Here is a 21,432-nt window from a genome sequence, read left to right as displayed (position 1 = left end):
AATGAAAAAAGGAATCGCCGTTGTTCTTGCGACTGGTCTTGCATTTGGTTCAGCCCTACCTGCTGCTTCTGCTGCTTCTTCAAAGGATTTAAATCCGGAACAAAAGCAGGCACTAGAAAAAATGGAAATTGTGAAGCAAAATTGGGAAAATGAGCGTAAGGTGCCATCTTTCCTTTCCGGAAAACTATCGGAAAAGAGTGTTAAAACTGAGAAAGCAGTTAAAGAATATCTAAAGTCTAATGAAAGTTTATTTAAAGTAAAAACAAAAGATCTTAAACTTGTAAAGGAATCGACAGATGATCTTGGAATGACGCACTATGAGTATGTTCAAACAGTAAAGGGAGTTGCAATCGACGGAGCGAGATTCATCGTACATACTGATGAAACAGGCGAAGTTGTAGCGGTCAATGGAGATCTTCACCCTGCTGCAGAAGAGAATTTCAAAGGTAATTCGAACGTAAAGCTATCGGAAGACGAAGCTGTTAAAAAAGCTTGGAAGTCAATCGATGTGAAGCCTAAGAATATTGTAGATGAAAATCCTAGCTTCGTAAGAAAATCTGAAGCTACTGACATGACAGAGAAAAGTGAAAAAGTAGTTTATGAAAAAGACGGAAACTACTACATGACCTATAAAGTTCAACTTCAGTTCATCGATCCATATCCTGCAAACTGGCAAATTTTTGTAGACGCACGAGATGGATCGATCGTAGACTCGTATAACGCTGTAACCGAAGGAGCAACAACTGGATATGGTTATGGTGTACTAGGTGATTACAAATCACTAAATACGTACTATTCGAATGGCACGTACTATTTATATGACACAACGAAGCCAATGAGTGGTGTTATCGAAACGAGAACAGCTAATTCCGGATCTTCTCTTCCAGGTAGCTATTCAGTAGATAGCAATAATGCTTTTACTGCAGCATCTCAGGGCGCAGATGTTGATGCAAACTATTATGCTGGTACTGTTTATGATTATTATTACAACACACACAACCGAAACAGCTATGACAACAATGGTGCGACAATACGCTCCACTGTACACTACGGCTCAAACTACAACAATGCATTCTGGAACGGTTCACAAATGGTGTATGGTGATGGAGATGGTACTACATTCGCCCCGCTATCTGGCGCACAAGACGTTGTTGCGCATGAAATTACGCATGCTGTAACGGAAAGAACGGCAGGACTTCAGTATCAAAATCAATCAGGCGCATTGAATGAATCTATGTCCGACGTTTTCGGGTATTTCGTTGAGCCTGGTGACTTCCTTCTCGGTGAGGATGTTTATACGCCTAATAAGTCAGGGGATGCGCTACGAAGCTTATCGAATCCAGAAGCATATGGTCAGCCTTCTCACATGAATGACTACTACAATACTACTTCCGATAACGGCGGTGTTCACACAAACAGTGGAATTCCAAACAAAGCAGCTTATCTAACGATTCAGAGCATTGGTAAAGCAAAAGCTGAGAAGATTTACTACCGCGCGTTATCCGTTTATTTAACACCTACAAGCAACTTTAGTGCAGCTCGTTCTGCTCTTTTGCAGGCAACTACTGATCTTTATGGCACAGGATCAACGTACAATTCAGTTGCAAGTGCTTGGAGTCAAGTTGGCGTCAACTAAATCATATTACTTGGAAGAGTTCCCAACTGGGAGCTCTTCTTTTCTTTTTTACGCGATTTTCCATTCTTATAACATTTTGGTTATAATAGGAGAACAATAAAGAATCGGAGGCAGATTATGGAACATTTAGATATGCATCACATATTCGAACTGGGATTAATTCTGACGATGATAGCAGCTGGTATTACAGCAATCGCCAAAAAGCTAAAACAGCCGTATCCGATTGCACTTGTTATAATTGGAACTTTAATTGGGCTATTGAATATTCCTGTTCTTGAACCACTTAAGATGTTTATTACGGAGGGGGACATTTTTAATTTCGTAATTTTAACGATTTTTCTTCCAGCTTTATTAGGCGAGGCAGCTTTAAAGCTCCCGTTCTCTCATCTCAATGAGAACAAGAAACCAATTATCGCCCTTGCTTTTGGAGGGACATTTCTTTCCTTTATTGTAATCGGGTTTTCTACCCATTATTTGCTCGGTCTTTCGATACCGGTAGCGTTTGTGTTTGCAGCATTAATGAGCGCGACAGATCCAGTTAGTGTTCTGTCTATCTTTAAGAGTATGGGCGTAAATCATAAGCTGTCTACAGTCATTGAAGGCGAGAGTTTGTTTAATGATGGTCTTGCTGTTGTCCTTTTCAAAATATCTGCTTTCTCCCTACTTGCCTATATCGATATGGGATTAGGCGGGCTTACAAGTGGTTCATTTGAATTTATTAAGGTTGTTATTGGAGGAGTACTTGTTGGTGGGGGACTTGGGTATGGGATTTCCATTTTGACCAAGTATTTTGATGATTATCCACTAGAAATTATTTTCAGTATCTTGTTGTTCTATGGATCGTACATAATCGCAGAAAGCATACACGTATCAGGAGTAATTGCTGTCGTAGTAGGTGCCTTAACATTTGGTAACTTTGGATCAAGAGTTGGCATGAGTCCAACGACACGATTGAATATTAATAACTTCTGGGATGTGGCAGCGCTTCTTGCAAACTCCATTGTGTTTCTTATGGTTGGACTCGAAATTACTAGGATTAATTTCGCAGATCAATGGGGCACCATAGGTTTAGCTCTCCTTATCGTTTTAGTCGGAAGAACGATTGCTGTTTATGGTAGTACATTACCAATTAGAAGCCTACCTTGGTCATGGCGCCATGTTCTGAACTGGGGAGGATTAAAAGGATCTCTTTCAATTGCTTTAGCATTGAGTCTACCTAGTGATTTTACTGGAAGAGATACGGTGCTTATTCTAACATTCAGTATTGTTCTTTTCTCTCTAGTTGTACAAGGTTTAACCATTAAACCATTAATTAGTTACTTCGGTTTAAGGGCAAAACATAGCGGTTCAAAAGAGTATGAGGACATTGTGGCAAACTTACATCGACACGAAGCTGGTATTGCCGAAATTAGAAAGCTGAAAACCCAGTTATTCGTGCCAGAACCCGTTTTCTCAGAAATGTTAACAAGTTATCAAAGTGAAATTGATAAGAGCCATACTGAACTTGACCGATTACTAGAGGAGAATCCAGAACTCAAAACGAGTCAATTAATTACACTGAAAAAGCACTCGCTTTATGCACAATACGATAAAATAACTGAACTTGAGCAGGAAGAAATCATCTCTGGCGAAGTTGCTTGGAAGTATAAAGAGATTGTGAATAATGGTCTTTCAAATCTTGAAGAAACAGATGTTGTAAAGGCTTCAAAAAGGACTCACTAAGTTGCTACGATTTGTGGCAGCTTTTTCTTATGAACTGCATATCCTAATAAAGTAAGGGACAAACAACAAAAAGAATATTCCGTTTATTTAAGAATGGTAGGGGTATGGTTTACAGTAAGTAAAGCATTAAGGTATAGTGATTAAAGTCATTTTCATACTGCAAAGAAAATAACTCACAAGGAGGATTTTTGAGGAAAATGCCTTACCTTCAGACCGATCGTCTGACCATTATTCCTTTTTCCTTTGACTTAATCAAAGCAATGGCAAATAAGAAAGAACTAGAAAAACTTCTAAATGTCGATGTTCCAGAAGAATTCGAGAGTGTTCAATTTGAGGAATTCTTGCCTTTTCATTTAAAAGATTCATCTGTTTCAAGAGTGAGTCATACGTGGGAAGGTGTTCTTATTCACACATGTGATGAAAAAGTAATTGGGACGATGGGGTTTAAAAATGTGGAATCGTCAAATAACCTTGAAGTGGGATACCAATTAATACCAGCATATCGAAATAAAGGATACGCTGTTGAAATGGCCAATGCGCTTGTAAATTGGGCGTTCCCAGAAAGAAAAACAGACAAAGTAACTAACGATGAAGTGAATGAAATCATGAAACGATTAGGTTTATCTAGACTTACAGTTGAACCACATATCGTCAAAGATCGAATAGATGAAGAAAAGTTTAAAAAAGAGAATGAATATATGTAAAACCCTACAAATCCTGTAGGGTTTTTTCTTTTATGAACCTTATTCTATGTTTGAAAAATATTGGGGGTTTTGTCGAATGAGTTATGCTATAATTAGCTTGTTTTGTCTCATTTGCAACCAAAAAACAAGATGTAAGGAGATCTAATGGAAATGGTTCCTCGCAAAGAAATTGACCTAAAAGAGGAAAAGCGAGCTAACACATTATTCTTTTTCTTATTCTACTTAACTTTTATATTTTTTGATGTGTACAGGTTCGGTATTAGACCACTTCTAAATCCAGATTCAGAACCTATCTTATTAAGCAGTCTAACCATGATGATTGCGTATATTGTGAGTTATGTTATAACAGCGGCTTTGTTCCCTCTATCGATCTATCTTTCCAAAAAGCAAAAGCCTTTTGTCATAAAGTATTTATACTTCTTTGTTTTCATGGCAGGAGCTCTCACAACTGAAATACTAGAATACTTTGGCACAAAAGACGTATATGCCAGTGGAAGTCCAGTTGAATTAGTCTTTGTTTTATTCTCACCAATTTTTGTAGATAGAACGTACTATTTTGTAATTGTCCTAGGGTTAATATGTAAGTACGCTTTTATGGGGATTTTCACTTTCTCCCCTGAAGTAGCCTTTCCTATCATGCTATTGCTGTTATTCTCAGTAGTGACATTCATCATTCTAAACCGATTTATAAGTTATCTTAACGCAGTAGAGAAATCATACGAACATTCTTCCCATAATGAAAAACTAGCACTTATTGGACGAATTGCGACTGGTGTTACTCATGAAATAAAGAACCCCCTTACTTCGTTGAAAGGGTTCGTACAACTACAGGAAGTTGAACAAAAGTATAATCCAAAGTACTCAAAAATTATGTTACAGGAATTAGATCGATTAAATATTATCGTCAATGACATGATGGTACTTGGTAAACCACAGGCAGTTAAGCTTAAATCACTTGACCTAAGTGGGTGTGTGACATACGTCGTAGAACTGTTCCAACAAGAGGCTGAAAATAAGCAAATAACAATTTATACTCATTTTGAAGAGCAGGGACAGGTGATGGGAGAAGCAGGAAGAATTAAACAAGTTCTGCTTAATATACTTAAAAATGCGATCGAAGCAATGCCTAATGGAGGAGAAATTAGAATTAGACTAGTCAAAGATCAAAAGTGGACAACTGTTCAAATAATCGATAGAGGAATTGGAATACCTGAGAAGGATATACCTAATCTTGAGAAAGCCTTCTACACTACAAAAGAGAATGGAACTGGCCTTGGGCTAATGGTCAGCTATAAAATTATCGAAGAGCATGGAGGCAAGATTAGTGTTGATAGTGAAGTAGGCGTGGGTACTACCTTTTCACTTTGTTTTCCTACTCCCATTTAATAAGGAAAATGACGTAAAAATATCAAATAATATCAAAACTCTCACATATTTGTGTTATGACCCATATCTCTCGTTACAATAGGTTTATAAACAAATCAAAGGGGAGAAAGGGTGACCAGATAATGGGTTACTATGATGAGAATAATAATATGAGAACAAATCGGCAATCGAAAAGAGGGATGAGCTGGTTCCTTCCAAGCACGTTCGGTGCAGTCGTTGGAGCGTCGGTAATGCTTGTCGCAGGCCCGTTTGTTTCAAATATAGAGCAACCATCATCAAATCAAGCAGCTGTAACGACGACAGCAAATGAAGATGTGGCAGCATCAAATGTTTCGTATAACGTTTCTTCAGATATCACTTCAGCTGTTGAAAAAGCGCAGGACGCTGTTGTAAGTATTACAAGCTATCAAGGTGGTTTTTCTCTTGAAGATCCTGCTAACCAGTCAGGTCAGGCCGCTTCTTCAGGTTCTGGTGTCATTTACAAAAAAGAGAACGGCCAAGCCTACGTTGTCACAAACAATCATGTTGTTGAAGGTGCATCTTCTGTAGAAGTAACGTTAAGTAACGAGAAGAAAGTTGAAGCGAAAGTTCTGGGAACAGATCCTTTAATGGATTTAGCTGTTCTTGAGATCGATGGCAAGAAGGTCGAAAAAGTGGCTGAGTTTGGGTCTTCAGATCAACTGAAAACAGGAGAGCCTGCAATTGCAGTAGGTAACCCACTAGGTTTTCTACAAGGATCGGTTACACAAGGAATCATTAGTAATCCGAACCGCTCTATTCCAGTAGATCTTGATCAAAATGGGCAACCGGATTATGAAGCTGATGTAATTCAAACAGATGCTTCTATTAATCCAGGAAACAGCGGTGGCGCTTTAATTAATATTAAAGGACAATTAATCGGAATTAACTCATCAAAAATTGCAGAAGCTTCGGTAGAAGGTATTGGATTCGCCATTCCGATCGATGATGCACAGCCAATTATTAAGCAGCTTGAAGAAACTGGTGAAGTGAAGCGACCAGTCATGGGTATAACACCTGCTTCACTAGCAGAAGTGCCTACACAATATTGGACCGGAACGTTGAATTTACCTAAAGATGTAGAAGCTGGAGTTGTAGTGATGGGAATCTCTCCTAATTCACCCGCTTCAGAGGCGGGATTGAAAGATAGAGACGTTATTGTAAAGTTAGATGATAATGAGATCAATTCTTCTGCCGCGCTTAGAAAGTATCTTTATTCAAGTAAACAAGTAGGCGATGAGATGAACGTAACATTCTATCGTAACGGAAAGCTCCAAACCGTTACAATGACATTAGCAAACCAAAATGGTATATAAGAAAGTAGAAAACCGTCATTTTTGACGGTTTTTTATTTGATTTGCATTTCTTTACTGGCAGGAATTGGAGTTTTTTTGTCCAATTATAGTTAAATACGAATGTGATACGGAAGGAGTACGCTCATGAGTATCTATTTCATTACCGGTTTTCCTGGATTTCTTGCCATTCATCTTGTGGAAGAATTACGAAAGCAGAATTCAAATTCCTTTTATTACCTTCTTGTACAAGAAGGTCAATTAGAAAAAGCACAGCTGGTGAAAGAGGATCTCCAGCTATTAAATGCTCAACTAGTTGAAGGGGATATTTCATTGAGAGGCTTAGGGATTGACCCAGTTAGTAGAGAAGTGATCAATGAAACTGTCACACATGTTTTTCATCTCGCAGCTATTTATGACCTTGCTGTCCCTGCAGACATAGCTTGGCGAACAAATGTAGAAGGAACAAGTCATGTAGTTGAACTATGTGAAGACTTATCAAACCTTAAACGTCTTATATACTTTAGCACTGCTTATGTCTCAGGTAATCGAGAAGAATTGATTTTTGAGCACGAATTAAGCAAGGGTCAAACGTTCAAGAATCACTATGAACATACAAAATATGAAGCAGAAGTCATAGTAGCCGAATCTTCTCTTCCTAAAACAATCGTAAGACCTGGAATTGTAATTGGGAACTCGAAGACAGGAGAAACATCTAAATTCGATGGACCGTATTATATATTACGATTTTTCGATCAAGTTCAAAGGTTACCAATCCCATTCCTTGGTAAAGGAGATGCTTTTGTTAACCTTGTTCCCGTTGATTTTGTGATATCTGCCACAACATATCTTGCTCACTGTGATGAAGCTGAAAACCAAACGTTTCATTTAACGGATCCTGCTCCATATCCTGCCAAAAAGTTATATGAAATGTTTTGTGAGCTTCTACTTCATAAGAAACCATCGTGGGTACTTCCGAAATTCTTTGTTCTAAATGCCTTATCAGTGAAATTACTTCGAAAGCGACTTGATGTGGTGAAAGAAACAATTGATTATTTTGATTGCAATGCTCATTATGACAGTACTTGCTCAAGCGAATTGCTTTCTAGTGTGGGCATTACTTGTCCTGATTTGAAGACTTATATTGAAGAAATCGTTCACTTCTATGTACGTAATCGAATTGATGACGAGAAAAAACAACCAATTCAATAAACAAGCCTCTGGAGCTAAGTCTCCAGAGGCTTGTCTATGTTTAATTGCTTTTGGTCCTGATTCGAGAGTCTTGTAAGCAAATAGAATATTGGTGTATCTAATAATGCAAGCACCATTTTGATAACGAATTGGGATAAGATCATAATCCAAATATTTGGTACAGTACCAATAAAAGCAATGGTGATAAAAATTGTTGTGTCGATCAACTGAGAGCCGAAAGTACTGGCGTTATTTCTAAGCCATTTATGCTTCTTTGCAGTTCGTTCTTTAATTTTTGAGAAAATGTATACATCCACGTGCTGAGATACAAGGTAGGCAACAAGACTAGCTAGAACAAAACGGTAGTTCTGTCCAAGAAGTATCTCATATGCAGCCTGCGTATCGTAGGCAAATGGAGCAACTGGTAGAAGCATACCTAGAAAAATCATGATACTTGCAAAGATTTGAGCTGCAAAGCCATAACGAATGGTACGAGTAGCTTCTTCTTTCCCATAACGCTCATGAATAATATCTGTAAATAGAAACGAAAAGGCGTACATAACGACAGCAGCTGGAATGACAAAACTCCCAATCATTACCACTTTGCCTGCAAGTACATTTGCTATCACGATAGAGGTAGCAAATAGTACATTGAACAGAATAAGACTACGGTCGATGAGTTCACTTTGCATATTAAGAAGTAGCCTTCTCTCGTACAGCGGTTGTTTTAAGTTCGATACCACCTCGAGCAGATTGATACACAGTTATGGTTACTTTCAATGGATCAATAGCATATACCACATCATCAGCAATACGAGCTGCAAGCGTTTCACAGAAACTACCTTCGTCACGATAAGACCAAAGATAAAACTTCAGTGATTTGGATTCAATACATTTTTCATCTGGTACGTAAGAAATTTCCACGCGTCCAAAGTCAGGTTGTCCTGTTTTAGGACAAACAGCTGTAAATTCAAGTGCATTAAATGTAATCTCTTGAACATTCGGTGCATCAAATGCTTCATTTTTAATCACTTCTCTTGCTTGTTCTACACTTTCTGGGCGAGGCATCGGTCCAGAAGATGGTAGCCAAGCTTTATCCATACTATTCATATTTATTCCTCCTTTAGTTTTGTTGAAGCAGGAAGGTTACGAACTGCTGTCATACAACGCTGTCTATTATAACAGAGGCGCTTTACGATGCGAAGAAGGAAGTTCATGTCAAATCATATTCCACCCTTTGGGGGCAGTAAGATCCTCGACCTCCAAGTGTAAGTTTCGCATTGTTAGTTTAGCATTTACCACAAAGGGAAATAGCAAACTAGCTAAGTAAATTACGATAAATATACAGGAGGAATAGTCATGCAAACAACAACAGTTAATCAAGAGAAGAATGGTAAACTCGTAAAAGGTATTCTGGTTGGTGCGATTGTAGGTGGAGCAGTCGCTATGCTTGATTCCACGACACGTAATAACGTGCGTTCAACTGCGGGCAACGTAAAGAGTTCATCAAAAGGCTTCTATACGCGTGTGAAAGAAAATCCAAATGAAGTCAAAGATGACTGGATGGATCGTATTCAATCAGCATCAACTGTATTAAAGGAAGCAATGAATGATGCACAGTCTCTTTACGAGAAAGTAAACGATGAGGTAGTGGAGCAGGTTAATCAGGTCAAGGAAGATTCAACTGAAGTACTTTCCTCTGCGAGAGAAGCGGGAGAAGACTTGAAAGATATTGGAAGTAAAGTAAAAGACGCTGGACATGAAGTATCTGGTGAAGAAGGATATGAGCCAACAAATGTACCTGGAAGTGAAACTAGAACGCCAGGAAGCACCTCGGGCAATCCGAATACAACATTTTAATTAAAAAAGGCGTCCGCTCTAATTATGCGGAAGCCTTTTTTGTATGATGTCATCAACTTTCAATTAATAAATATACGATGCGCCAATAATAATTAAAAGAATAAATAGAACTACGATTAACGCAAAACCTTGACCATACCCACTCATGATATTTCCTCCCGTCAATGTACGTTTCTTCCCTATTAACCTATGTTAAAGAAAGGAAATGCGGAATTAGGCATATGCACATTTTGGGTGGGCCAGGTTAAATTGATTGAATACATGAGCCTGGAAAGTCAGTGAAAATGGCTTCGCAACCAAGTTTTTTTGCTCTTAGAATCTCTTTTTTACCATTAACAGTAAATGCCCGAACAGGAATTCCTCGTTTTTGAGTATGCTCCATTAAATATTCGTCTATTGATTGCCATTCAATGTGAATGCCATGAGCTCCTACTTTCTTTAGATAGTCCCACGGTTCAACTAACTTCTCCATAATCAGAATTGCCGTTTCAAGTTGCGAATCTTTTTGATTTACTTGTTTTACACTATAGTGATTGAACGATGAAATAATACAACGATCTTTAAGTTGATAATGGTTGAGAAGGGCAAGTACTTTGTCTTCAATCCCCTCATAAGATACATAGCCAGTCTTCAGTTCAATGTTCAAAGATAGAGATGTAGAAGTAATCCATTCAAGTACCTCATCTAATGATGGTATAGGTGTTCCTTGAAAACGACTCGAGAAAGCATGACCTGCGTCAAGTCGAATTAAATTCTCGTAAAGATAATCCTTAACCCATCCAACTCCGTTGGTCGTTCGATCAACGCGTTCATCATGGATAACGACTGGTACACCGTCTTTCGTTAATTGTACATCCAGCTCAATACCATTAGCCCCTGCTTTGTTAGCAGCTTGAAAAGAAATTAGCGTATTCTCAGGATGAGTTCCAGATGATCCACGATGTCCAAAGATTGTTAAAGAAGAAGCCATACTTCACCTCTTTTTTTAGACTCTTTTCGTAACCGTTGTTGCAATAAGCGTGGGTTGATTTTCGCTCCTGGATTCACGCTTTCCGCTCCAATTAGGTAAGTGTGTTTTTTTACTTAAAAAGCTTTCTTTTATTTTCTAGTATAGGTTCGTTCTTTTACTATTCGATGATGAAAGTGTGCTTCCTTGTGGATGACTACATTTTTATTTGGCTATGTTAATCGTTTAATTAAAAAATTGGCATTTAAGATGAAGTTTCGCATAGAAGTTTGTATAGATAAAGGGAGGAGGAGACTATTGTAGTGAAATCTAGCGGTTTGCCATTCGCACATTCACATCATTTTAGAGGGCGTATTGAAAACCGTAAGGACCATAACCATTCCATTCTAATCGGTTTTTCGTTTCCCGTGAATGGAAATGGCTATGATCAGCATGTTCATCAAATTGAAGGGTTAACGATTGAGGAAGACGGGCACCAGCATAGGTATAGTGTTCAATCGGGCCCACCAATTCCACTTCATTCAGGAGACCATTTTCATTATTTTGATGGAGAGACTTTTTCTGAAGATAACCATAAACACTTTTTCTCTGGAAGAACAGGTTCGCAGATAGGCAATTATCCTATTGATTGGTAAAAGGCGATGCTAATGCAGCGCCTTTTTGATATATTTTAATTTCCTGTTTATTCTGATAGAACGTAAATGCAAGGGCTGCATGGTGGTATACATTCCTAAAGTTTCTTTAGTATCAGGTGTAAATATCTGGCCGGCGATCTTCGAAAATTGGAATGCGACTTCTAATTGAAGAGATTTCACCTTCGTCAATTGAACCTACGAGGATGGATTCATCGGTTCCTGCTTCAGAAATGATTTTTCCCCATGGATCAATGATTAAGGAATGACCACCGAACGCATTGTCGGGATCTGAGCCTACTCGGTTGCAGGCAATTACATAACACTGGTTTTCGATTGCCCTGCTAATGAGTAGCGCTCGCCAGTGGTCTGTTCGTTGTTTTGGCCATTCAGCAGGTACGAATAAAACCTGTGCACCTTCAATTGCATGAAGGCGAAGCCATTCTGGAAAGCGAATATCATAACAGATGAACCCTGCACACGGAAGATTCTCTAATGTGAAGTGACTCTTTGAATTTCCAGAAACAAGATATTTTTCTTCGTTCATTAGGCGGAAAAGATGCGCCTTGCTATATTCGTGCACAAGCTGGCCATCTCGGTTGAAAACAAGCATAGTGTTTGTAACATCATTGTTTTGCTGTTTCGCGATTGACCCACCAACGATGTTCACTTTATACTCCTTTGCTAGACTCGACAGAAAGGCAATCGACTTTTGGGCGTCTGTATCACCAATTTCATCAAGTCTCGATAAGTCGTATCCCGTCGACCACAATTCTGGTAAAACGATGATATCTGGTTCGCTAGCTACAGCTTCAGATACGAGTTGCTTCACTTTCTCAAAATTCTTCTCAGGACTTCCAAATGCAATATCAAATTGCAACAGAGCAATCTTTTTCATCCCAACGACCTCCTCAAACTTTTAGAAAATTTGCTTTACATGATTGTGTATCCAAGATAACATAAATTACTAGAATTTCACGAAAATTTTAACAGGATGTGATTGACCATGAAACAGTTTCAGGCTTCAGATGCTCTCAAGCGTTTGCCGGAACAATTTTTTGCTAAGCTTGCTGGGAAAGTGAACCGCTATGTTGAGGCAGGATATGACATTATTAATCTAGGACAAGGAAATCCTGATCAGCCTACACCGCCACATATTATCGAATCATTACAGGCTGCTGCTGAAAAGCCTGCTTATCACAAATATCCGCCATTTCGAGGGCAGCCTTTTTTAAAAAAAGCTATAGCCGATTTTTATAAGCGAGAGTTTGATGTCGACCTTGATCCGGAAACAGAAGTAGCAGTCTTATTTGGTGGAAAGGCAGGGCTTGTTGAAGTTAGTCAGTGCTTACTGAACCAAGGAGATGTTGCATTAGTTCCCGATCCAGGCTATCCCGATTACTGGTCTGGCGTATCAATGGCTGAAGCAGATATGCATATGATGCCACTATTAGAGCAAAATGACTTTCTACCAGACTATGGAGCCATACCTGATGAAATACTTGCGAGCGCGAAGCTGATGTTCTTGAATTATCCTAATAACCCCACTGCCGCTCAAGCGACCGAAGCTTTTTTCAATGAGACAGTGGCATTCGCCAACCAGCAAGATTTATGCGTTGTACATGATTTTGCTTATGGGGCGATTGGATTTGATGGGAAACGTCCGATGAGTTTTCTTGAAACTGAAGGAGCAAAGGATATTGGGATTGAAATTTATACGCTTTCGAAGACTTACAACATGGCAGGGTGGCGTGTAGGGTTCGCAGTTGGTAACCCATCTGTTGTTGATAGTATTAATCTTTTGCAGGACCATTTCTATGTTAGTCTGTTTAGTGCGGTTCAAGAGGCAGCTGCAGAGGCGCTACTTGGTTCGCAAGAGTGTGTCGAGGAACTTCGTGCTACATATGAATCGAGACGGAATGTCCTTATTCATGGATTACATGAAATTGGATGGAATGTCACTTCACCATCAGGGTCATTCTTTGCCTGGTTAAAGGTACCTGATCGCTTTACTTCAGAACAATTCGCAGACTATCTATTGGAGAACGTGCAAATCGTAGTCGCACCAGGTAATGGCTTCGGAGAATATGGTGAAGGGTATGTCAGAGTAGGACTACTCACATCTGAAGACCGACTTAAAGAAGCTGTAGAACGAATCAAAACGCTAGATCTTTTTTGAATCAGAAAGTTCAAAAAGAAAAAGTCGTGAAAACCACGGCTTTTTCAATGTTTATCCATTTAGTTGTTTCTAACCAGTGTATTTAAATCATCCCAGCCGAATGCTGTTTCCTTTAATGTTTTACCGCCAATTGTAACCTCTTCTTCTGCAATCCGAATTGGATGTAAATGTTCGTAGAATTGGGCAGCTGGGTTACCATTCAGCACCCAAACAAGCATAGACTGAAACCCTTCCTCTATTAAGTGTTCTGCAACATGAGCAATTAACTGACTACCTGCTCCTTGTCGTTGTGCTTCTTCTAACATGTAAATCGCATAAAGTTCACTGTCATAAGGGTAGTTCGCATTTCTATTTTCCCCACCATTTGCAAAACCTACGATACTATTTTCATAATTTACAACGACAAATATAGTATTTCCTTCTTCTAAGGATTTTCGCCACCGAGCTTCACGAATTTGAATATCTAATGAAGCTAGATAATCATCAGGAATAAGGCGCTGGTATGTCGTTCTCCAACTGTTTACATGAACATTTGCAATTTCGGAAGCATCCTCTACTACAGCTTTTCTTATTTCCATCTTATACCTCCTGATGCGTTAGTATTTCTTAACAAACTCATTTCTAGGTAAAGGGAATGATTCCTCCTAGTCGAATAGGTTAATTATGGATAAATGAAAGGGTGATAGCATGAAGGAGTTTGATATTAAGGTATTTGGAAAAAACGTACATGGTGTCAAATGGGGAGACGCAGCGAACCCCCATGTGCTTTGTCTCCACGGTTTGACTAACAATGCCTTAGGATTTAATGAAATGGCTGAATTTCTTAAAAAGGATTTTCATCTAATGTCTATTGATCTTCCTGGACATGGGAAAACGACTGGTTTTAATGATGAACAATCCTACTTTTATGATTCAATGTCTGATTGGGTTCATAACTTCGTTTCTTGCGTAAGTAATTCTCCAGTATATATTCTTGGTCATTCGTGGGGAGCTGCCATAGCACTCCATTATAGTAAGCGATATCCACACATGGTAAATGGTATCGTCATGCTAGATGGAGGGTATGTTGAACTTTCAGATGATCCATCCACAACACTTGAAGATTTGTTGGAGGAAATGTCCGAATGGGTAAATGGAAATCAATTTAGTTCAATAAAAGAATATGAAGACAAGAAAAGAGTAGAAATTGGTAGATGGAGTAGTGCAATAGAGCAAATGGTTCATGCTGATATGACTATTGAAAATAACCAAGTTAGAATGAAAGCAAGTGAAGAAACAGTACGTGCGATTATGAAGGCAATGTACATGAATCCATTTCGTGAAGTACTGAGCGAAGTAGACGCACCGGTGTACCTCTTGAGAGCAACACAGCCTCCTGAAGCAGAAGCTATAAGAAGCGAAGGTGCCGATCTATTAAGGGCTGAATTAAAAGGTGATTGTCGAATTAGCGCAATACCAGAGACTGGACATGTGCTCCACTGGCAAAAACCTGTTGAAGTCAATCAAGAAGTGAAGAATTGGTTAATTGCTCAGACTACATATCAAGTAGATGTACATAACCCCCGTTAAAAGGGGGTTAAAGTGAAGGGCTTCTTGGGAGAGTAATTGAAACTCTTGTACCTTCTCCATGCTTACTTGTAATTTCTAAATCTCCATTATGCTTATTAATAATTCGTTTACATATGGCAAGGCCGAGTCCGGTTCCATTCTTCTTTGTTGTAAAAAAGGGGGAGCCGAGTTTCGCAAGTTCTGATTCCGTTATTCCTGTTCCGTTATCAATGATGTTAACCATTAATTTATCCTCGAATTCCTTAGCATCAATCCTAATTTCTCCATTAGTATTTTCCTTAGGTATAGCTTCAATGGCGTTTTTAATTAAATTAATGAAAACCTGCTTTAATTGATTGCTTTCACCATATACGTGGGAGAGCATCGGAGAATAGTCTTTTTTTAAGATAATTGATTTCATGTTCGCCTGGCCATTCAGGAGTTCAATGACCTCATCTAACAGCTGATCAAGCATCTCATGAGTGAAATTAGACTTATTAGGTTTCGCTAGAATAAGAAACTCATCAATAATCTGTTCTATTCTATGAAATTCAGAATCCATTACTTGAATGTAGCGCTCAACCTCTATATCCGTATTTTTATTATCTATGAGTTTCAAGAAACCTTTTAATGAAGTTAGTGGATTTCGTAACTCATGAGCAATTCCTGCGGCGAGCTGTCCAACTACAGATAATTTGTCCGATTGAGCAATTTGTTCTTCATTTAATCGTTTTTCAGTAATATCCTTTGCGGCTCCTATAAGTTTTGAAATAGTACCATCTTCTACAATTGGAACTAGCGTTATGTCGAACACTCTATATCCTTGCTTAGGGAAGGAGTATCCTTCTTCAAATCGAATGGTTTTTTTGTGAAAAATCGCTTCTTGAAATCGCTTTATCGCTTGTAGACCTTGATTGACTCCAAGAAATTCTTCTATTCTCCTACCTGAAAGATCATTTTTAGAGGTATTATAATTGGATAAATAAGCTTCGTTCACAGCTTCAATTTCATAATGATGAACATCAACAACACGAATTTGAAAAATGAGGTCTGAAAGATGATGAAAAATTAATTCTATATTCGAAGTAGCTAAGTCATTTCCTTTTTCCATAGAAATCCCCCATTATCTGCTTTTAAATGAGCACTAAATTGGATATTTCTACAGGATATTCATATCCACTCTTAAAAATGTTAGTAAATATGAAAAAAGTGTAGTTTGGTGGCGAAAGACAGGCTTATTTATAAATAGAAGACATTGCTATTGCTTTGGGTATGCTATAGAGTAATTGAGAACACCATTTGCTAAAGAGAGAGGTGCTCTCGAAATGAAAAAAAGGGATTCGGTTTTCTATCTTAGTTTATTTTTATTCTTTTTCCATGCTTCAAACACAATCATAATTAGTTATATGCCTGTCTATTTTCAACATTCTGGTATGTCTGAATCCAAAATCGGCTCCATCCTTGCTATCGGACCACTATCTGCTATTCTCGCCCAGCCATTCTGGGGCTACATTAGCGACAAAACTGGAACGATTAAAAAGGTACTACTAGTTACGTTGATTGGTGTATTTATTGTTAGCGTCTTCCTTCTCACAAGTCAAAGCTACATATTTATATTATTTTCAGCAGCTTTTTTCTATGTTTTCATGTCTCCAACAGGAGCGCTTGGCGATAGCCTTGCTGTCAAAACGGCTGACCGCTTTAATAAGAGTTTTGGAAGTATACGAACTTGGGGATCGATCGGATTCGCTTTCTCCACTCTTCTTATCGGTCAGTTTTTTTCTTTAGCTGGAATTGAATACATCCTACTTCCTTTCTTATTTATGATTACAATTGCATTTTTAACAGCAGTTAAAATTTCAGATGTAAAGACGGATAACAAACCAGTGACTGTGTTGGATGCAATAAGGATAGGTAAGAATCCGAGATTTCTTTTCTTTCTTGCTGCGATCATGTTTTTGACAATTCCTCACAGGGCAAATGATAGTTTTATTGGAATCTATTTAACTGAGCTTGGAGGCAATGAGTCACAAATTGGATTTGCGTGGTTTGTAGCTGTCGCAAGTGAAGCGGTCATTTTTGCTACAAGCCAATATTGGTTTAGAAGATATAATGAAGTAGTTTTTATTTTAATCGCAGGTTTGTTATATACACTAAGATGGATCATCCTTGCTTATGTTACTGGTCCAATAGGAGCAATTCTTATGCAGGTGCTTCATGGTGTTACATTTGGTGTGTTTTACGTTTCGGCCTTCCAGTATGTGACTAAGTTGGTTCCTGCAAATCTGCAAGCTACGGGCCATTTGTTATTTATCTCTGTCTTTTTCGGTTTATCTGGAATATTAGGTTCATTGTTCGGAGGCATAATCTTTGAAGAAGCTTCTGGTTCTGCTTTATATAGCTTGATGGGGTACATGTCTCTAGTTGGATGCGTTGTTATAATTGCTTATATGTTCTTCGATAGGAAAATGTCTAAAACAAAAACAAGTTATGCTTAGAATGAGGGACATCCTCATTCTTTTTTTATTCAAATAGTCAATTACTTCTTACCCAAATTGTTAACAAATGAAACTGGCTTAATTGTGCTCTTAAAAAGAAGAAAAGATGGATACACTAATGAATAGTGAAGTATTCATCAGCAGAACCAATATCTAAACTCATGATGATTAGAAATGGTGAAAAAATGGCGAATTATATTCCATATCTTTTGTTAACAGTTGTAAGTATAGGAGTGCTTATTTCGATTTTTATTAGCACAAAAGACTTATCTTATTTAACGCATTACTTTTTTATCGCTGGCTTAGCCTATGTATTTGAATATATCATTTTAATCCTCTTGGATAGTTATACCTATAAACCTCATCTCCTATCCATTGTAGTATATGACAGCATTTTAGGAGATTTGTCTTCACAAGCCTTTGCGGTCCCGGCTGCAGCTATTCTAGTAACAGCTTATCAAGTACGTTTGAAGGGCATTCTTTCACTTGTCATCCTTTTCATTGGGATTGAGGAGCTTTTTATCAACTTAAACATTTATGACCATAACTGGTGGCGTACGTATTATACGGGAATCTTTCTATTCCTTACATTCGTTCTTGTTAAATCGTTTTATGGACTGATTCTCCACTTTACTTTTATTCGATTTGTTGCGCTATATTTTTCTCTTGTATTTTTTCTTTCTAATGGAATTCTTGTATTGTTCCTAGCCATTCCAGACTTCTACTTTCAGGTAGGATGGTTTGAGAACAGCTTCAGAGATAATATTGCATACTCTACTTTATTAATCTTATGTAAGTCCTTGTTTCTTGTTCTAGCCGTATATATTAGAAGGTACAGTGTAATAGGATTTCTTTTGGTGTTCACTCTTTTTGACTACTACTTAGTTAAAATCGGTACTCTTCATGTGCCTAATGGTTATATTTATCCTATTCTTTTCGTTATTACGTTATCTTCGTACTTTTTCATTATAGCGACAAATAACATTTGGATAAAAAAATTAAATAAAAATGTAATATAATGTAAAGAGGCTTAGTGCTAGGCGTAGAGAACATGGTTTAGTGATGAAACATTAGGAGGCTGAACCATGATCAGTATTTTCAAGGAAAATGAAGAGCGCTATTTAGGTTGGCATCAACTAAATCCCGAGGGATATGTTTTCAATCATTTTAAAGGTTCGGATCCTGGATACAACAAAATTCATACAGCAGATTGTCGGACACTATGGCGAGAGAAAGATCATGGAGCAAGAACGAAAGTAGAGAAAATATGTTCAGATGATCTTGAGGAGCTTTTGAATATGAGTGATGTTATAAGAAAGAACAAAGGGTATTCTTTGTGTAAAATATGTATGAGAGAAGAACAGTTAAAGCGTTTTAGGTCAACTGCTACCTTTCTACATCGTTAATATAGTTAACATCGATTGTCATAAATGGTTTGCTACTACTAGGTTCAAGATTAGGGCATAGGGAGATTTAAAAATGAATTCTATTCAGGTTAAAGGAAAGATTTACGATGACGAAACGCGATGTGAACATTATCATACTCAATTAGATATTATTGCAATCAAGTTCTATTGTTGTAAGGAATATTATCCTTGTATTACATGCCATGAAGAAACTGCGAATCATGAAGTTAAAGTTTGGCCAACGGACAAGTTTAATGAGAAAGCCATAGTATGTGGAAAGTGCAAAACGGAAATGACCGTTCATGAATATCTGTCTTCTGATTCGCAATGTCCCTACTGTAAAGCAAACTTTAATACAGGGTGTAAGCTTCATCAACACTTGTATTTTCATATCCAAAACAAATAAATAATGTTCTTTACTTGTTCTGATGCTTCGATGTATTATTATCTCATTCATAAGAGAGTGAAGGTAGTTCTTTGAAAGCAGAGGGCAATTTGCATAACATTATAAGGTGTAACTTATCTTTGGTAGAGTAATGCAAATTTCAAGGGACAGAGTCTTGTAAAAACACAGCGCCCCTGTGTTTTTTATTTTGTTCTTCTTACTGTTGTATTCGTTATAACATTTAGCAAGTGTACTTAATGTTAAGTGGGCTATTTTAAACGATTCTTTATAAAGGAAGAAGGGCTAAATTTGAAACTTGCCAAACCATTACTGAATCCACCTCGTACTTTACTCTTTCTTTTCCTTATTGTTAGTACGTTAGGGACGATATTGTTAAAGCTTCCACAGGCTACAACTAATTCTGTCACGTGGTTGGACTCTTGGTTCACAGCCATATCAGCTATTACAGTCACTGGCCTTGTCGTTGTGGATACTGGTTCTACTTATACGATGTTTGGTGAAATCGTTATTTTGTTGCTCATTCAAGTTGGTGGTCTGGGAATTATGTCTTTTGCAGTAGTCATATTTATTCTAATTGGAAAGAAAATCGGGGTCTCTCAAAGGTTATTGATTTCTCAGTCACTGAACCAAAAGGGGTTGGGAGGAGTCATTAATCTCGTAAGGAACCTTTTTATCTTCTCTCTATTAATTGAAGTTATTGGAGCAGTCATCCTTTCTGTCAGTTGGATTCCGATCTACGGAGTAGGTAACGGAATATATGCTGCTATCTTTCATTCCATTTCTGCATACAATAATGCCGGCTTCTCAATATGGGCCGATAGTTTATCAGCATATGTAAGTGATCCGGTGGTGAATATAACAATTCCATTACTATTTATTCTTGGGGGAATAGGTTTCACTGTTTTAATAGATCTAAAAGAAAAAAAACACTTCCGGCATTTAAGCTTGCATACAAAGCTTATGGTGGTTGGGACTGTGGTAATAAATGTAATAGCTTTTGTTGTCATTCTTACTCTAGAATGGAATAATCCTGCAACACTTGGTCCACTTAATGCTGTAGGAAAAGGGTGGGGGGCATTCTTTCAAGCAGTATCTCCTAGAACAGCTGGATTTAATTCGGTTGATATCGGCAGTATGGAGGAAGCATCACTCTTCTTTACAGTTTGTTTAATGTTTATAGGTGCAGGTAGCGCCTCAACTGGTGGTGGAATTAAATTAACAACCTTTATTGCTATGCTTCTATCAGTTAATACTTTCCTAAAGGGAAAGAATGAAATTACAGTCTTCCACAAAACGCTAGCTTTTACGATTGTCATCAAGGCGCTTGCTATAACAGTGATATCAACAGGTATAGTATTCATAGGAGTTTTTATTCTTGAATTAACTCAAGAATCTTCATTCATGGTTAATCTTTATGAAGTTGTTTCAGCATTTGGAACAGTTGGACTTTCAATGGGGTTAACAACTCACCTTGATGTTATAGGAAAAGTGACATTAATTATGATTATGATGGTAGGTAAACTAGGACCATTAACACTCGCCTTTATTTTCGCATCAAAGAAGACTCCTAAAATCAGATATCCTGAAGAAGAGGTTTTAACAGGATGACTTAAAACTACCTCTACATGTTTGTAGAGGTAACAATAAATTATTTTGGAATAATAGTTGACGAAGCTAAATAGGGATGGTAAGATGAATCTTGTCACTTCGGAACAACAATGTTGCTTGCAAAAACGATTTTAAAAAGTTATTGACAAGTTAATGAAGTGTTGATAAGATAGTAGTTGTCACTCGGCGAAACAAACCGAGCTTGATAGATTGAAAGAAACAAATCGATCTTTGAAAACTGAACGAAACGCCATGTAAGTAGTTGTTTCTACGGAAGCAAATTGTTTTAAAAGCTAGATTAAGCTTTCTATCGGAGAGTTTGATCCTGGCTCAGGACGAACGCTGGCGGCGTGCCTAATACATGCAAGTCGAGCGGAGA

General features: G+C 37.9%; 22 protein-coding genes and 1 rRNA gene. 16 read left to right on the top strand and 7 right to left on the bottom strand.

Going from position 1 to position 21,432, the window contains the following annotated elements; genetic code table 11:
* Window position 1: 1 nt before the first annotated feature.
* The 6 genes from JI666_RS10300 to JI666_RS10275 all read left to right on the top strand — a co-directional run bounded on the left by JI666_RS10300 (window position 2) and on the right by JI666_RS10275 (window position 7,970).
* Complete coding sequence (locus JI666_RS10300) at window positions 2-1,636, top strand: M4 family metallopeptidase (RefSeq protein ID WP_206891478.1); 1,635 nt, start codon at window positions 2-4, stop codon at window positions 1,634-1,636.
* A gap of 117 nt (window positions 1,637-1,753) precedes the next feature.
* On the top strand, window positions 1,754-3,358 hold the full coding sequence (locus tag JI666_RS10295; protein ID WP_206891477.1) for a cation:proton antiporter: 1,605 nt from the start codon (window positions 1,754-1,756) through the stop codon (window positions 3,356-3,358).
* Window positions 3,359-3,555: 197 nt separating this feature from the next.
* Window positions 3,556-4,062 (top strand): GNAT family N-acetyltransferase, encoded by a 507-nt coding sequence (locus JI666_RS10290; protein ID WP_286170755.1) that lies wholly within the window; start codon window positions 3,556-3,558, stop codon window positions 4,060-4,062.
* A gap of 144 nt (window positions 4,063-4,206) precedes the next feature.
* Complete coding sequence (locus JI666_RS10285) at window positions 4,207-5,448, top strand: ATP-binding protein (protein ID WP_206891471.1); 1,242 nt, start codon at window positions 4,207-4,209, stop codon at window positions 5,446-5,448.
* 122 nt (window positions 5,449-5,570) lie between these two features.
* A complete protein-coding gene (locus JI666_RS10280) occupies window positions 5,571-6,782 on the top strand; it encodes a S1C family serine protease (protein WP_206891469.1) in 1,212 nt (403 codons plus the stop codon).
* A gap of 123 nt (window positions 6,783-6,905) precedes the next feature.
* Window positions 6,906-7,970: an SDR family oxidoreductase gene (locus JI666_RS10275; RefSeq protein ID WP_206891467.1), complete on the top strand. Its 1,065-nt coding sequence runs from the start codon at window positions 6,906-6,908 to the stop codon at window positions 7,968-7,970.
* A 14-nt stretch (window positions 7,971-7,984) separates the two neighbouring features.
* On the opposite strand, the gene JI666_RS10270 is transcribed toward JI666_RS10275, so the two are convergent.
* On the bottom strand, window positions 7,985-8,641 hold the full coding sequence (locus JI666_RS10270; RefSeq protein ID WP_206891465.1) for a queuosine precursor transporter: 657 nt from the start codon (window positions 8,639-8,641) through the stop codon (window positions 7,985-7,987).
* Between the two features lies 1 nt (window position 8,642).
* Window positions 8,643-9,059 carry a preQ(1) synthase gene (queF, locus tag JI666_RS10265; protein WP_136948278.1) on the bottom strand — a complete coding sequence of 139 codons (417 nt, stop codon included), beginning with the start codon at window positions 9,057-9,059 and terminating at the stop codon, window positions 8,643-8,645.
* Between the two features lie 249 nt (window positions 9,060-9,308).
* On the opposite strand from queF, the gene JI666_RS10260 reads away from it, so the two are divergent.
* Entirely contained in the window at window positions 9,309-9,809 is a 501-nt protein-coding gene (locus JI666_RS10260) for a YtxH domain-containing protein (RefSeq protein ID WP_206891463.1), read from the top strand.
* 63 nt (window positions 9,810-9,872) lie between these two features.
* On the opposite strand, the gene JI666_RS10255 is transcribed toward JI666_RS10260, so the two are convergent.
* Both JI666_RS10255 and JI666_RS10250 read right to left on the bottom strand, forming a co-directional pair.
* Window positions 9,873-9,956 carry a YjcZ family sporulation protein gene (locus JI666_RS10255; protein WP_206891790.1) on the bottom strand — a complete coding sequence of 28 codons (84 nt, stop codon included), beginning with the start codon at window positions 9,954-9,956 and terminating at the stop codon, window positions 9,873-9,875.
* Between the two features lie 97 nt (window positions 9,957-10,053).
* The gene (locus tag JI666_RS10250; RefSeq protein WP_206891462.1) at window positions 10,054-10,779 is read right to left on the bottom strand and encodes a glycerophosphodiester phosphodiesterase; all 726 of its coding nucleotides are present in this window, start codon (window positions 10,777-10,779) and stop codon (window positions 10,054-10,056) included.
* A gap of 299 nt (window positions 10,780-11,078) precedes the next feature.
* Here JI666_RS10250 and JI666_RS10245 point away from each other — a divergent pair, with 299 nt between their 5' ends.
* Window positions 11,079-11,411, top strand: a complete 333-nt coding sequence (locus JI666_RS10245) for a YmaF family protein (RefSeq protein ID WP_206891461.1) — start codon at window positions 11,079-11,081, stop codon at window positions 11,409-11,411.
* A gap of 112 nt (window positions 11,412-11,523) precedes the next feature.
* On the opposite strand, the gene JI666_RS10240 is transcribed toward JI666_RS10245, so the two are convergent.
* Window positions 11,524-12,306, bottom strand: coding sequence for a carbon-nitrogen family hydrolase (locus JI666_RS10240; protein WP_206891460.1), 783 nt, complete (start codon window positions 12,304-12,306; stop codon window positions 11,524-11,526).
* 108 nt (window positions 12,307-12,414) lie between these two features.
* Here JI666_RS10240 and JI666_RS10235 point away from each other — a divergent pair, with 108 nt between their 5' ends.
* Entirely contained in the window at window positions 12,415-13,587 is a 1,173-nt protein-coding gene (locus tag JI666_RS10235) for a pyridoxal phosphate-dependent aminotransferase (protein WP_206891459.1), read from the top strand.
* 59 nt (window positions 13,588-13,646) lie between these two features.
* Here JI666_RS10235 and JI666_RS10230 read toward each other — a convergent pair whose 3' ends face one another.
* On the bottom strand, window positions 13,647-14,165 hold the full coding sequence (locus tag JI666_RS10230) for a GNAT family N-acetyltransferase (protein WP_206891457.1): 519 nt from the start codon (window positions 14,163-14,165) through the stop codon (window positions 13,647-13,649).
* 109 nt (window positions 14,166-14,274) lie between these two features.
* Between JI666_RS10230 and JI666_RS10225 the strand changes: the two genes are divergently transcribed.
* Complete coding sequence (locus JI666_RS10225; RefSeq protein WP_206891450.1) at window positions 14,275-15,156, top strand: alpha/beta fold hydrolase; 882 nt, start codon at window positions 14,275-14,277, stop codon at window positions 15,154-15,156.
* 7 nt (window positions 15,157-15,163) lie between these two features.
* On the opposite strand, the gene JI666_RS10220 is transcribed toward JI666_RS10225, so the two are convergent.
* On the bottom strand, window positions 15,164-16,246 hold the full coding sequence (locus tag JI666_RS10220; RefSeq protein WP_206891449.1) for an ATP-binding protein: 1,083 nt from the start codon (window positions 16,244-16,246) through the stop codon (window positions 15,164-15,166).
* Window positions 16,247-16,460: 214 nt separating this feature from the next.
* Here JI666_RS10220 and JI666_RS10215 point away from each other — a divergent pair, with 214 nt between their 5' ends.
* From JI666_RS10215 to JI666_RS10190, 6 genes are all read left to right on the top strand, one after another.
* A complete protein-coding gene (locus JI666_RS10215; protein ID WP_206891448.1) occupies window positions 16,461-17,633 on the top strand; it encodes an MFS transporter in 1,173 nt (390 codons plus the stop codon).
* A 185-nt stretch (window positions 17,634-17,818) separates the two neighbouring features.
* The gene (locus tag JI666_RS10210; protein WP_206891447.1) at window positions 17,819-18,652 is read left to right on the top strand and encodes a hypothetical protein; all 834 of its coding nucleotides are present in this window, start codon (window positions 17,819-17,821) and stop codon (window positions 18,650-18,652) included.
* A 66-nt stretch (window positions 18,653-18,718) separates the two neighbouring features.
* Window positions 18,719-19,039: a hypothetical protein gene (locus JI666_RS10205; RefSeq protein ID WP_206891446.1), complete on the top strand. Its 321-nt coding sequence runs from the start codon at window positions 18,719-18,721 to the stop codon at window positions 19,037-19,039.
* A gap of 73 nt (window positions 19,040-19,112) precedes the next feature.
* The gene (locus JI666_RS10200) at window positions 19,113-19,445 is read left to right on the top strand and encodes a CHY zinc finger protein (RefSeq protein ID WP_206891445.1); all 333 of its coding nucleotides are present in this window, start codon (window positions 19,113-19,115) and stop codon (window positions 19,443-19,445) included.
* 288 nt (window positions 19,446-19,733) lie between these two features.
* Window positions 19,734-21,053, top strand: a complete 1,320-nt coding sequence (locus JI666_RS10195; protein ID WP_206891444.1) for a TrkH family potassium uptake protein — start codon at window positions 19,734-19,736, stop codon at window positions 21,051-21,053.
* A gap of 307 nt (window positions 21,054-21,360) precedes the next feature.
* A 16S ribosomal RNA gene (locus tag JI666_RS10190) occupies window positions 21,361-21,432 on the top strand; the annotation flags it as partial.

Origin of the sequence: Bacillus sp. NTK071 (assembly GCF_017303315.1) — a bacterium.
Lineage (GTDB): Bacteria > Bacillota > Bacilli > Bacillales > Guptibacillaceae > Guptibacillus.
The sequence above is the reverse complement of the archived record's forward strand: the minus strand, read 5'-3'. Positions and strand labels throughout refer to the sequence as shown.